Source organism: Pseudomonas sp. GW821-FHT01D09, from assembly GCF_059422465.1.
The window spans coordinates 46,555-59,615 of sequence record NZ_JBWKWY010000003.1; the positions used below are offsets into that span (position 1 = coordinate 46,555).

Sequence of the window (13,061 nt, forward strand, 5' to 3'; positions counted from 1 at the left end):
AGGCGCATTATGCCTAGTGCTGCTGTGCAAGACACTCGCGCAATGCTTCACGCCACTGCGGTTGGCCGACTTGCCATTGTTGTTGCAGGCGGCTGCAATCCAGGCGCGAGTTCAACGGGCGCTGGGCGGGCGTCGGGTAGTCGCTGGCGGGGATCCCTTCCAGTGTGGCGCAGGCCTTGCCTTCGGCCAGCAGCTGCTCGCCAATGGCCTGGGCAAAGCCGAACCATGAAGTCTCGCCCTGAGCCGTCAGGTGATACACGCCCCAGTCCCCGGCCTGCCCAGCCTGCCAGCGTTCGATCAGGGCGCGGGTGCTGTTGGCGATAGTCCCGGCCCAGGTCGGTGCGCCGATCTGGTCGGCGACGATGCGCATCTGCGGTTTTTCCTGGAGCAGGCGCTGCATGGTCAGCAGGAAATTCTTGCCGTGGCCCGAATACACCCAACTGGTCCGCAGGATCAGGTACTGACCACCCACCGCCGCAATGGCCTGTTCGCCCGCCAGTTTGCTCTGGCCGTAGACCCCCAACGGGTTGGGCTCATCGTCTTCGGTGTAGGGCGCAGGCTTGCTGCCGTCGAACACGTAGTCGGTGGAGTAGTGGATCAACGGGATGCCCAGGGTCTTGGCTTCCTCGGCCAGGATACCGGGCGCCGTGGCATTGATCGCGAAGGCCACATCGGGCTCGTTCTCGGCCTGGTCGACAGCAGTATGGGCCGCCGCATTGATGATCAGCCCCGGGCGATGGCTGCGTACCTGTTGGCGGATCTGCCCGGGGTTGGCCAGGTCGAGCTGGTCGCGACCGAGCACAATCAACTCACCCAGGCCCTGGAGCCGCTGTTGCAGCTCGCGGGAAACCTGGCCGTGTTGGCCGGTGATGAGGATTTTCAAGGCTGTGCTCATGGGAACAGGTCGGCTTCCAGCAGGGGCTTGCCGTGCTGATCCTTGGCGGATAGTTGTGGGGGCTCGCTCAGTTGCCAGTCGATGGCCAGCGTCGGGTCATTCCACAGAATGCAGCGCTCGGCACTTGGCTGGTAGTAGTCGGTGGTTTTGTAGAGGAACTCGGCGTAGTCGCTCAGCACCACAAAGCCGTGGGCAAACCCTTCCGGTACCCACAGTTGACGATGATTCTGCGCAGACAGGCGCACCCCCACCCATTGGCCGAAGTTCGGCGAACTGCGGCGGATGTCGACCGCCACGTCCAGGACCTCGCCGGCGCTGACGCGCACCAGTTTGCCCTGGGTGTGCTCCAGCTGGTAATGCAGGCCGCGCAATACGCCTTTCTGCGAGCGTGAATGGTTGTCTTGGACAAAGTTGCGTGTAAGGCCGGTGCCCTCTGCAAAGGCGCGGGCGTTGAAACTTTCGTAGAAAAAACCGCGTTCGTCACCGAACACTTTGGGCTCGATGAGCAGCACACCGGGCAGGGAGGTTTCAACGATATTCACCGGGGTTCTCCTGCCAGGGCGAACAGGTACTGCCCGTAGCCGGTCTTGCCAAAGTACTTCGCGTGTTCGAGCAGGTGCTCACGGTCGATCCAGCCGCTCTGATAGGCGATTTCTTCCAGGCAAGCGACCTTCAGGCCCTGGCGGTGCTCGATGGTTTGTACATACTGCGAGGCTTCCAGCAGGCTGTCGTGGGTGCCGGTGTCGAGCCAGGCAAACCCACGACCGAAGCGCTCAACCTGCAGGTCGCCCCGTTGCAGGTAGGCATTGTTGATGTCGGTGATCTCCAGTTCGCCGCGTGGCGACGGTTTGATCGACTTGGCAATCTGGATCACGTCGTTATCGTAGAAATACAGGCCCGTAACGGCATAGCTGGATTTGGGCTTGAGGGGCTTTTCTTCGATGGACAGCGCGCGGCCTTCGCTATCGAAATCGATCACGCCAAAGCGCTCCGGGTCTTTGACCCAGTAGCCGAACACCGTGGCGCCCTTGTCGCGTTTGACGGCGCTGTGCAGTTGCTGGCTGAAGCTCTGACCATGGAAGATGTTGTCGCCCAGAATCAGGCACACCGGATCCTTACCAATAAACGTTTCGCCAATCAGGAACGCCTGGGCCAGGCCGTCCGGGCTGGGCTGTTCGGCATAACTGAAGGTAACCCCGAACTGGCTACCGTCCCCCAGCAGGTTGCGGTATTGCGGCAGGTCCGCCGGGGTCGAAATCACCAGGATTTCCTTGATTCCAGCCAACATCAGTACCGAGATCGGGTAGTAGATCATCGGTTTGTCATAGACCGGTAACAATTGCTTGGACACGCCCAGGGTAATGGGGTGCAGGCGGGTGCCGGAGCCGCCGGCCAATACAATTCCCTTCATCATGCGATCAGATCCTTTAGGTCGGTGTTACCCAGTCGTTGTCCTTGATAGCTGCCGTCCTGGACCCGGCGGCACCACTCCAGGTTATCCAGATACCACTGAACGGTCTTGCGCAGGCCGGTTTTGAAGGTTTCTTCAGGAACCCAACCGAGTTCGCGCTCGATCTTGCCGGCGTCGATGGCGTAGCGCTGATCGTGGCCTGGACGGTCCTTGACGAAGGTGATCAGGTCGGTGAACTGGGCAACCCCGGCCGGACGCTGTGGCGCCAGCTCTTCGAGCAGTGCGCAGATGCCACGCACTACGTCGATGTTCTTCTGCTCGTTGTGCCCGCCGATGTTGTAGGTTTCGCCTACCACACCTTCGGTGACCACTTTGAGCAGCGCCCGGGCGTGGTCTTCGACAAACAACCAGTCGCGCACTTGCAGGCCATCGCCGTACACCGGCAGGGCCTTGCCCGCCAAGGCGTTGAGGATCACCAGCGGGATCAACTTCTCGGGAAAGTGGAACGGCCCGTAGTTGTTCGAGCAGTTGGTCAGCAGCACCGGCAAACCATAGGTACGCTGCCAGGCGCGAACCAGGTGGTCGGACGCGGCCTTGCTCGCAGAGTAAGGCGAGCTTGGCGCGTAAGGCGTGGTTTCGGTGAACAGGTCATCCACACCATGCAGGTCGCCATACACTTCGTCGGTGGAGATGTGATGGAAGCGGAAGGCGCTCTTGGCCGGTTCTGCCAACTGTTGCCAATAGGCGCGAGTGGCTTCAAGCAGGCTGTAGGTGCCGACGATGTTGGTCTGGATAAAGTCCGACGGACCGTCGATGGAGCGGTCGACATGGGACTCGGCCGCCAGGTGCATGATGGCCTGGGGCTGGAAGCGCGCCAGCACTGCGCTGACGGTGGTCTGGTCGATGATATCGGCCTGGACGAACTCGTAGCGGGTGTTGGTCGCGATGCTGGTCAGCGACTCAAGATTGCCGGCGTAGGTCAGTTTGTCGAGGTTGAGCACTTCATGCCCGGTGTGTTGAATCAAGTGCCGGACCAGGGCCGAACCAATAAACCCTGCACCGCCGGTAATGAGAATGCGCATGTCAAAAGCCCTTTTCCTTAGACAGACATAAAGCGAATGACGCATAGCTTGTGTTGTGGAGCGGGCCGGTGCAAGGGCGCGTGGTCAGATTGCCGGTGTGGCTGTCGTCCAGGGGTTGCGTAACACCCGTCAACAATGGCGATATAAGCACCGGACAAAAAAACCAGGGGCCGTCACATGTTGCTCGATACATTGATCCACCGCGCCAGTCTGCCGTGCCCGCAGGTCGGCCCGGAACATGCCTTGCAGTTGCTTGAGCAGCATTACGGCCTCAGTGGCACGCTACAGTCCTTGGGCAGTCAGCAAGACCTCAATTACCGGGTCGACAGCGACCGTGGCCGCTTCGTCCTGAAAATCTGCCGTGGCGAGTACGCCGCCGTTGAGCTGCAGGCCCAGCACGCGGCCCTTGGGCACTTGCAGGCCCACGCTGCGGTCCGGGTGCCCAGGGTCATCAGCACCCTCAACGGCGAGCAACTGCTGAGCGTGACGGTGGCTGGGCAGGCCGTGCACCTGCGGTTGCTGGACTATATCGACGGCCGGCCGCTGACCCACCTGCCGCACCTGGGCCGTGACGTGATCGCTGGTTTTGGCCACCTGTGCGGGCAGATGAGCCAGGCCTTGGCCGGTTTTGCGCATGGGGGCCTGGAGCGCACCCTGCAATGGGACCCGCGCCATGCCTTGGACCTGATCGGCCATTTACTGTCGACACTCGACACCCTGGCGCAGCGCGCGGCCCTGGAGCGGGTCGCGGTACAGGTCGAGCAGCGCCTGCGGCCCTTGGTCGATCAGTTGCCCTGGCAGGCCGTGCATCTGGATATCACCGACGACAACGTGGTGTGGCAGCGCGACGCCGAGCAGCACTGGCAGGTGCAGGGGGTGATCGATTTCGGTGATCTGGTGCACACCTGGCGGGTTGCGGACTTGTCGGTGACCTGTGCGGCGTTATTGCACCACGTCGAGGGCGACCCGTTTGCGATCCTGCCGGCGATCCAGGCCTGTCACGCCCTGACCCCTTTGCAGCCACAGGAGTTGCAGGCGCTGTGGCCGCTGATCGTGGCCCGTGCGGCAGTATTGGTGCTGAGCAGTGAGCAGCAGCAGCGCCTGGACCCGGATAACACCTACCTGTTGAAGAATGCCGAGCATGAGTGGGAAATTTTCCAGGTTGCCCTCTCGGTGCCGTTTGAGTTGATGGAGGCGGCGATCCTGGCGTGCGTCGGTGCCAGCCTGGCGCCGCTGGCCAGCGAAGGCTTTGCCCCGCTGCTGCCGGGGTTGGTGGGGCGTGAGTTCGCGCTGATCGACCTGGGCGTACTCAGCCCGCATTTCGAGGTCGGTAACTGGGAAGCCCCCGGCATCGACCAACAGCTCTTGCAGCAAGCGGCCGCGGTGCATGGCCTGGCGGCCAGTCGTTATGGCCAATATCGCCTGTCCCGCACGCGCCCCGACTGCGCGGCCGAGCCTGATACCCTGGCGCTGCACGTCGAATTGCAGGCGCCCCGGGGCACGGTTGTACAAGCGCCGTTCGCCGGTACCCTGCGCAGCACTGCCGATGGCGGATTATGTGTGCACAGTGGGCAACTGCATGTACGGCTGTGGGGGCTGGAAACCGCGTTACCGCCCGGCGCAATGGTGCTTAAGGGCCAGGTCCTGGGTGAGGCTGGTGGCCTATTGACGGTGCAGTTGTGCCGGGCCGATCTTGAGCCGCCGCTGTTCTGCACACCGTCCCGCGCGGCGGCCTGGCAGGCGTTGTGCCCGTCACCGGCGACGCTGCTGGGCCTTGCCTGTGATGCCGAGCCGGAGCTGGATCCAGACACCTTGCTGGCCCGGCGCGATGCCAGCTTCGCCCGTTCCCAGAAGTACTATTACGTTGACCCGCCGCGCATCGAGCGTGGCTGGCGCAACCATCTGATCGATATGCAGGGCCGTTCCTACCTGGACATGCTCAACAATGTCGCGGTGCTGGGCCACGGCCATCCGCGCATGGCCCAGGTGGCGGCGCGGCAGTGGTCGCTGCTCAACACCAACTCGCGTTTTCATTACGCTGCGATTGCCGAGTTTTCCGAGCGTCTGCTGGCCCTGGCGCCGGATTCCATGGACCGCGTGTTCCTGGTCAACAGTGGCACCGAGGCCAACGACCTGGCGATCCGCCTGGCCTGGGCCTACAGTGGCGGGCGCGACATGCTCAGTGTGCTGGAGGCCTATCACGGCTGGTCGGTGGCGGCCGATGCGGTGTCCACCTCGATCGCCGACAACCCCCAGGCCTTGAGCAGCCGGCCGGACTGGGTGCACCCCGTGACCGCGCCCAATACCTATCGCGGTGAATTCCGTGGCCCGGACAGTGCGCCAGACTACGTGCGCAGCGTCGAGCACAACCTGGCGAAAATCGCCGCCAGCCAGCGCCAGTTGGCGGGTTTTATCTGTGAGCCGGTGTATGGCAATGCCGGCGGTATCTCCCTGCCGCCGGGCTATTTGCAGCAGGTGTATGCCCTGGTGCGCGCCCAGGGCGGGGTGTGTATCGCCGATGAAGTGCAGGTTGGCTACGGACGCATGGGCCATTTCTTCTGGGGCTTTGAAGAGCAGGGAGTGGTGCCGGACATCATCACCATGGCCAAGGGCATGGGTAACGGCCAGCCCCTGGGCGCAGTGATTACCCGCCGGGAAATCGCCGAAGCGCTGGAGGCCGAAGGGTATTTCTTCTCATCCTCGGGCGGCAGCCCGGTCAGTTGCCGGATTGGCATGGCGGTGCTGGACGTGATGGAGGAAGAAAAACTCTGGGAAAACGCCCAGGTGGTCGGCGGGCATTTCAAGGCGCGGCTGCAAGCGTTGATCGAGCGCCATCCGCTGGTGGGGGCGGTGCATGGCTCGGGCTTCTACCTGGGGTTGGAGCTGGTGCGGGATCGGCAGACCCTGGAGCCGGCCACGCAAGAGACCGCGAGGCTGTGTGAGCGCCTGCGGGAGTTGGGGATTTTCATGCAGCCGACCGGGGACTATCTGAACATCCTCAAGATCAAGCCGCCGATGGTCACGTCTAAACGCAGTGTGGATTTCTTTGTCGACATGCTGTCGAAGGTGTTGGATGAAGGGCTGTAACCCCTTCGATATTTGAACTCGATTGTTATCGGGATAATTTTGCATTTTTTAGACGGTTGGATGCTTGCATGCTTTAAAAGCCGATTTTTATCCGCTATAAAGTCCTCCAACATTCGCCTTTCTGTCATCGGCCCCGGTTTATCCTGGCCGCTGGCCACCGCCCAGGAGATGATTCATGAGCCGTATCGTTACCGTCGCCGCTACCCAGATGGCTTGTTCCTGGGACCTCGAAGCCAATATCGAGACCGCTGAAAAGCTGGTCCGTGAGGCCGCCGCCAAAGGCGCGCAGATCATCCTGATCCAGGAGTTGTTTGAAAGCCCGTATTTCTGCCAGAAGCCGAACCCGGACTATCTGCAACTGGCCACCTCGGTTGACGATAACGTGGCCATCAAGCACTTCCAGAAAATCGCCAAGGAACTGCAAGTGGTGCTGCCGATCAGCTTCTTTGAACTGGCCGGCCGTGCGCGTTTCAACAGCATCGCGATTATCGATGCCGACGGCTCCAACCTCGGGATTTATCGTAAAAGCCACATCCCGGACGGCCCTGGCTACCACGAAAAGTACTACTTCAACCCGGGCGATACCGGCTTCAAGGTGTGGAACACCCGCTACGCAAAAATCGGCGTGGGCATCTGCTGGGACCAGTGGTTCCCGGAATGCGCCCGCAGCATGGCGTTGCAAGGCGCGGAGATCCTGTTCTACCCGACCGCCATCGGCAGCGAGCCACACGACAAGACCATCTCCTCCCGCGACCACTGGCAGCGTGTGCAACAAGGCCATGCCGGCGCCAACCTGATGCCGCTGATCGCCAGCAACCGTATCGGCAACGAAGAGCAGGACGGCTACGACATTACCTTCTACGGCTCGTCGTTCATTGCCAACCAGTTCGGCGAGAAAGTCGAAGAACTCAACGAAACCGCAGAAGGCATCCTGGTGCACAGCTTCGACCTCGATGAGTTGGAGCACATCCGCAGCGCATGGGGCTCGTTCCGTGATCGTCGGCCGAACCTGTACGGCGCGCTCAAGACCCTCGACGGTTCCCTGGAGTCCTGATCGCCATGACCACTTTGCACAGCACGCCTCGCGCTGATGGCTTCTATATGCCCGCCGAGTGGGCCCCCCAGACCCAGGCCTGGATGATCTGGCCCGAGCGCCCGGACAACTGGCGCCTGGGCGGCAAGCCGGCGCAGGCGGCCCATGTGGCGGTGGCCAAGGCCATTGCGCGTTTTGAACCGGTGACGGTTGCGGTTTCCGCCGGCCAGTACGAAAACGCCCGGGCGCGCCTGGACCTGCCCAATATTCGTGTGGTGGAGATGTCCAGCGACGATGCGTGGGTACGCGACAGCGGGCCGACCTTCGTGATCAATGACCAAGGCGAAGTGCGTGGCGTGAATTGGGACTTCAATGCCTGGGGCGGGTTTGACGGTGGCCTGTATGCACCGTGGAACCGCGACGCCCAAGTGGGCGGCAAAATCCTCGAGATCGAGCGCAGCCCGCGTTATCGCACCGAGGGTTTTGTGCTTGAAGGCGGTTCGATTCACGTCGATGGTGAAGGCACCCTGATCACCACCGAGGAATGCCTGCTCAACCGCAATCGCAACCCGCATCTGGATCGTGGGCAAATCGAAGCGGTACTCAGCGCCAACCTGGCTGTGGATAAGATCATCTGGTTGCCCGACGGCCTGTTCAACGACGAAACCGACGGCCATGTGGATAACTTCTGCTGCTACGTGCGCCCGGGCGAAGTGTTGCTGGCCTGGACTGACGACCCGCAAGATCCTAACTATGCACGCTGCCACGCAGCCATGGACGTGTTGCAAAACAGCACGGACGCCAAGGGCCGCGCGTTTACCGTGCATAAAATGCCGATCCCGGGGCCGTTGTACGCCACTGAGCAAGAATGTGCCGGGGTCGACCCGGTGGACGGTTCCCAGGAGCGTAATCCGACCGTGCGCTTGGCCGCCTCCTACGTCAACTTTCTGATCGTCAACGGCGGCATTATCGCGCCGAGTTTTGATGACCCGCTGGACAGCCGCGCCCAGGAAATTCTCCAGGGCCTGTTCCCGCAGCATGAAGTGGTGATGGTGCCGGGCCGTGAACTGTTACTGGGTGGCGGCAATATCCACTGCCTGACCCAACAACAGCCCGCGCCGCACAAAAACTGAGTGCACTTGTAACAGGCGATTTCGTTGCACAGCGACTGATCGCTGGCAACTGCTCCGGGTAAGAGCAGCAAGCCCATGGCCCGTCGGGGTCGTGGGCTTTTTTGTGTCTGCAAGCCTGTAAACCGGGGGCATTGGCACAGCTCTTGTATCGGCGTTGGGACCGTGAGCGGGGTTTGTGACTGCGCAGTTCTGTCATAAACCTTGAGTAAGTTAGCCGCTCAAGCAGTAGGAGAGAGCGCTGAAATGAATGCCGATATCAACCTGGTCTATAAATGCACGCGCCATCCTTTGGTCGTGCGCGGTGACGCGATTCACACGCTGGCACTCTGGTTGAAGGCAAACGGCTCGCGACGGATCCGGCAGACTGACCCGCGACGTGTGATAAGGGAGCGTTACCCGGCAGGGTTGTTCAGTGAGGATGAAGTGCAGGCGCTGTGCGAGTTGATCCAGGACTGATGGGCACTGATATCCAAATGTGGGAGCGGGCTTGCTCGCGATTGTGGTGTATCAGTCACATATGCATCAACTGACACACCGCCATCGCGGGCAAGCCCGCTCCCACATGAACCGCATGTGGGTTAGAAGTTGTACGTCCCCGTTACCACCAGGCTACGCGGGTCACCAAACTGGATCTGGTTGGCACTGGTTGCCGAGGCGTAGTACGTCTTGTCGCTGATGTTGTTCAGCGCCGCCTTTACATCCCATTCCTTGTGCCGGAACCCGGCCAGGGCGTCCCAGCGGCCATAGCCCGGCAACACCACGGTATTGGCATTATCGGCATAACGGTCGCCCACCAGGGTCAAGCCGGTTTCGGCATACCAGCCCATTTCCGGTTTCCAGGTGACGAACAGGCTGGCGTTGCGCTTGGCCACGTCGCTGATGCGTTTGCCTTCAAAGCCATTGTTGTCTTTTACCACCTTGGCATCCTGCACGCCGATGCCGCCGCGTACATACCAGTTGCCGACGATTTTGCCGGTGGCCGTCAGCTCGATACCCCGGGAACGCTGGAGACCGCTGAGCAGGGTGATCAGCGGTTTTTCCGGGTCACGGGTGCGGCGGTTGTAGAGCTCCAGCTCATACACGGCAAGGGTGGTGCTCAGGCGGTCGTCGAGCCAGTCGCTCTTGACCCCGATTTCCTTTTGCTTGGTCAGCTCGGGGCTCAGGTCGTTGGCATTGCCGGGAGCATTCGGGGTGATGCCGATCAGGCCGCCACCGGTGGGGGAGAACGTCTTGCTCCAGGACGCGTAGAACGAATGGTTCTCCACCGGCGTCCACACCACGCCGAGCCGTGGGCTGGTGTTGTGGCTGTCGACGTTTTGCCGGGTATTGATGATCTTATTGGTGGTGTCCACTTCAAAACGGTCGTAGCGCAAACCGGCGAGTACTTGCCACTGATCGTTCAGGCGCAGTTGGTCCTGTACATACAGGCCCTGGCTTTCGACTTCGGTGTGGTTGTTGCTGGAGATCCTCATCGGCCCGGTATGGCTCAGGTGCCGGTTGGGGTGGTTCAGATCGAGGCCGGGCACTGTTGCCGTTACCGCGCTGTACAGCTTTGGGTCACGGCGCTGGCTGCCCAGCTCCACGCCGGTCAGCAGGCGGTGTTCCAGGCCAAAGGTGCTGAAGCCACCTTCGAGCTCGACGTTATTGAAGACATTGCGGGTCGTCAGGTCTTGCTGCCAGCGCTGGCGCCCGACCTTGTTGGTCACCGGGTCGTAGCTGGTCTGGTAGGTATTGTCGAAGTCACTGTCGAGCTTGAACACGCCCAGGGTATGGCGCAGTTGCCAGCTGTCGTTGAGTTCATAGGCGAGCTTGGAGCGCAGCGATTGGGTGGTGTCGTCGATGTAGTCGCGAGGGTCGCCGTAGGTGGTATCGCGGCTCACATCGGCCGGGCGCCCGCGCACGCCAGGAATGCCACGGTCCGGGGTACGGTCATAGCGGCTGTATTCGTATTGCACCAGCCAGTTCAGTTGCGGGGTCAGTTGCCAGCTGATCGACGGCGCGAACAGTTTGCGGTTGCCGCTGACGTTGTCGCGAAAACTGTCAGTGTCTTCGTTACCCATGTTCAGGCGCAGGCTGATGTTCTCGCTGGGGTCAGCGCTCAAGTCGGTGTACAGGCTGCGCAGCCCGTTCGTACCGCCCTGGGCTTCGATACTGGAAGCGCGCCCGGCCTGGGGCAGTTTGCTGACACGGTTGACGATCCCGCCCTGGCCACCACGGCCGTACAACACGGCGGCGGGGCCCTTGAGTACGTCGATGCGCTCGATGTTGTGCAAGTCGCGTACGTATTGGCTGTCGTCACGGATGCCGTCGAGATAGAAGTCGCTGCTGGCTTCAAAGCCGCGGATACGCAAACTGTCAAAGCGTGTATCGGCGCCGCTGCTGACGTTGGGGATGCCGCTCAAGGCCTGGCCCAGATCGTTGGTGCCGTAGGCGCGCAGGCTCTCGGTCTTTACCGAATCGATCGCCTGGGGCACATAGCGCACCGGTGTGGCGGTGCGCGTGGCGGTGTGGGTGTCTTTGATGCGCGGGTCGTCCTCGTCGGCTTCGGCGCTGATGGAGGTGGCGGGCAGGGTCGTCGCGGCACTGGCAAATCCGGCGCACAGCAATGCAGAAAGCCCAAGGGTCATGGGCGTCAGGCGAAGGGCAGGCATTAAGGGAGGGCATCCGTAAGAGGGAGAAAAATAACGCGCTAATGATAATGCTTGCTATTTGCGCGCATGATTCATTCTTGTGCTCTTGGGGCGGATAAATGTTTCAAAATGTGTTTTTTGTGGAATTTTACGCCACACTGGAAAATGCGTTACCCACCAGCGGCTTATTCACGGGATGAATTGGGCGAGCGTATAGTTTGCGTAAATAATGGCTAAATAATATCGCTTAGACTTTTTTTGCCTAAATACAGACGATTCACGAAATTGACATGCGGTTCAGGGCACGGATAGGATTCGCCCAACGCCTGTGGCTAACCGCCATGACTTCCCTATAAAAAGGCCCGCGGCACATTCGTTCGTCCGCGGGCCTTTTTTTATCCAGGGAAAGTCGATACAAAAAAAGCCAAATGGAGTCAGGTGTCACAGCGCGTACTCAACCAGTAATAAGGAATAAGAAAATGTTGAATAAACGGATGGGTCTGATTGCTCTGGGGATTTTGAGCGCTACTCAGGCAATGGCAAACGACCAGGAGCAATCCAAAGGCTTCGTGGAAGATAGCCACTTGAACATCGCGGCGCGTAACGCGTATATCAGCCGCGATTACAAAGACGGCGGTAAAGATAAAGCCGAGTGGGGTCAGGGCTTCATCGGTAAGTTCGAGTCCGGCTTCACCCAAGGCACCGTGGGTGTGGGTGTGGACGTGATTGGCCAATACGCTATCCGCCTGGACGGTGGTAAAGGTCGCAGCGGCGCTGGCGGCATCAACTTCTTCAAGCAAGGCGACAGCGGCGCAGCACCCCACGACCTGGCCAAGGGCGGCGCAGCCGTCAAGGCACGCATCTCCAACACTGTGCTGAAGTACGGTGACCAGATGCCAGCCGTGCCGGTCCTGCAGTACGACAACTCCCGTCTGTTGTCGGAAACCTACACCGGCACCTCGATCGTTTCCAAAGAGATCAAGGGTCTGGAGCTGCAAGGTGGTTACTTCACCAAGGAAGCCCAAAAAGGCGCCGAAGGCACCGACAGTGGCAACCTGAAAAACATTGCCTACCTGGGCGGTAGCTACAAGTTCACCGAAAGCCTGTCGGCCGCGCTGTACGCATCCGATATGGAAGACGTGCTGAAGAAGCAATACGTCAACGTCAACTACGTGCTGGCCCTGCCACAAGAGCAGTCGCTGACTTTTGACTTCAACGGCTACAAGACCAAGCTGGACAAGAGCTTCGCCCAGCTGACTCAAGGTGATGCCGACGCTCGCGACAACAAAATCTGGAGCCTGGGCGCCACTTGGGCTTTCGGTCCGCACAGCCTGACCTTGGCTCACCAGCGCAGCACCGGTGACACGGGCTACATGTACGGCGGCTACCGTAACAACACCAAGGGTAGTGGTATCGGCGACGGTGGTAACACCATCCTGCTGGCCAACTCCTACTGGTCTGACTTCAACGGCAAAGATGAGCGCTCCTGGCAGGTCGGCTACGGCATTGACTTCAGCACCTTTGGCGTACCGGGTCTGACCTACAACATCGCTTACGTGCGCGGCACCAACATCGACGACGGTAGCAACCGTGGCGATGGCACCGAGCGTGAAATCTTCAACCAGTTCAAGTACGTGGTACAGAGTGGTCCGGCTAAAGACCTGAGCCTGCGTGCCCGTGCCTCCTGGTTGCGTGTTTCGACTAACGCCAACAACTACAACGTTGGTGGTAACGAAATCCGTCTGTTCGCCGACTACCCGATCAACGTGTTCTAAGATCGTACGTCGTGC

Annotated in this window: 10 protein-coding genes; 5 read left to right on the plus strand and 5 right to left on the minus strand. The window is 60.6% G+C overall.

The window, feature by feature from the left end; genetic code table 11:
• Nucleotides 1–13: 13 nt before the first annotated feature.
• Genes rfbD through rfbB form a run of 4 tightly spaced genes read right to left on the minus strand, consistent with a single transcriptional unit; the run spans nt 14 to nt 3,388 of the window.
• Nucleotides 14–895, minus strand: coding sequence for a dTDP-4-dehydrorhamnose reductase (gene rfbD / locus AC07W7_RS04655; RefSeq protein ID WP_495038836.1), 882 nt, complete (start codon nt 893–895; stop codon nt 14–16).
• The gene (rfbC, locus tag AC07W7_RS04660) at nt 892–1,437 is read right to left on the minus strand and encodes a dTDP-4-dehydrorhamnose 3,5-epimerase (protein ID WP_076965065.1); all 546 of its coding nucleotides are present in this window, start codon (nt 1,435–1,437) and stop codon (nt 892–894) included. The genes rfbD and rfbC overlap by 4 nt, the downstream gene beginning before the upstream one ends.
• Nucleotides 1,434–2,309: a glucose-1-phosphate thymidylyltransferase RfbA gene (gene rfbA, locus AC07W7_RS04665; RefSeq protein WP_169865826.1), complete on the minus strand. Its 876-nt coding sequence runs from the start codon at nt 2,307–2,309 to the stop codon at nt 1,434–1,436. Before rfbA ends, rfbC begins: the two co-directional genes overlap by 4 nt.
• Nucleotides 2,306–3,388, minus strand: a complete 1,083-nt coding sequence (rfbB, locus tag AC07W7_RS04670) for a dTDP-glucose 4,6-dehydratase (RefSeq protein ID WP_076965067.1) — start codon at nt 3,386–3,388, stop codon at nt 2,306–2,308. The genes rfbA and rfbB overlap by 4 nt, the downstream gene beginning before the upstream one ends.
• Before the next feature lie 177 nt (nt 3,389–3,565).
• Between rfbB and AC07W7_RS04675 the strand changes: the two genes are divergently transcribed.
• The 4 genes from AC07W7_RS04675 (at nt 3,566) to AC07W7_RS04690 (ending at nt 9,097) form a co-directional block, all read left to right on the plus strand.
• Nucleotides 3,566–6,475: an aminotransferase gene (locus AC07W7_RS04675; RefSeq protein ID WP_495038837.1), complete on the plus strand. Its 2,910-nt coding sequence runs from the start codon at nt 3,566–3,568 to the stop codon at nt 6,473–6,475.
• Nucleotides 6,476–6,650: 175 nt separating this feature from the next.
• Nucleotides 6,651–7,529, plus strand: a complete 879-nt coding sequence (gene aguB / locus AC07W7_RS04680; protein WP_057437091.1) for an N-carbamoylputrescine amidase — start codon at nt 6,651–6,653, stop codon at nt 7,527–7,529.
• A 5-nt stretch (nt 7,530–7,534) separates the two neighbouring features.
• The gene (gene aguA, locus AC07W7_RS04685) at nt 7,535–8,641 is read left to right on the plus strand and encodes an agmatine deiminase (protein ID WP_495038838.1); all 1,107 of its coding nucleotides are present in this window, start codon (nt 7,535–7,537) and stop codon (nt 8,639–8,641) included.
• A gap of 243 nt (nt 8,642–8,884) precedes the next feature.
• A complete protein-coding gene (locus tag AC07W7_RS04690) occupies nt 8,885–9,097 on the plus strand; it encodes a hypothetical protein (RefSeq protein ID WP_099169312.1) in 213 nt (70 codons plus the stop codon).
• Between the two features lie 122 nt (nt 9,098–9,219).
• Here AC07W7_RS04690 and AC07W7_RS04695 read toward each other — a convergent pair whose 3' ends face one another.
• Nucleotides 9,220–11,292 carry a TonB-dependent receptor gene (locus tag AC07W7_RS04695; protein WP_495038839.1) on the minus strand — a complete coding sequence of 691 codons (2,073 nt, stop codon included), beginning with the start codon at nt 11,290–11,292 and terminating at the stop codon, nt 9,220–9,222.
• A gap of 458 nt (nt 11,293–11,750) precedes the next feature.
• Here AC07W7_RS04695 and AC07W7_RS04700 point away from each other — a divergent pair, with 458 nt between their 5' ends.
• The gene (locus tag AC07W7_RS04700; protein WP_169863984.1) at nt 11,751–13,046 is read left to right on the plus strand and encodes an OprD family porin; all 1,296 of its coding nucleotides are present in this window, start codon (nt 11,751–11,753) and stop codon (nt 13,044–13,046) included.
• The last annotated feature ends 15 nt before the right edge of the window (nt 13,047–13,061 follow it).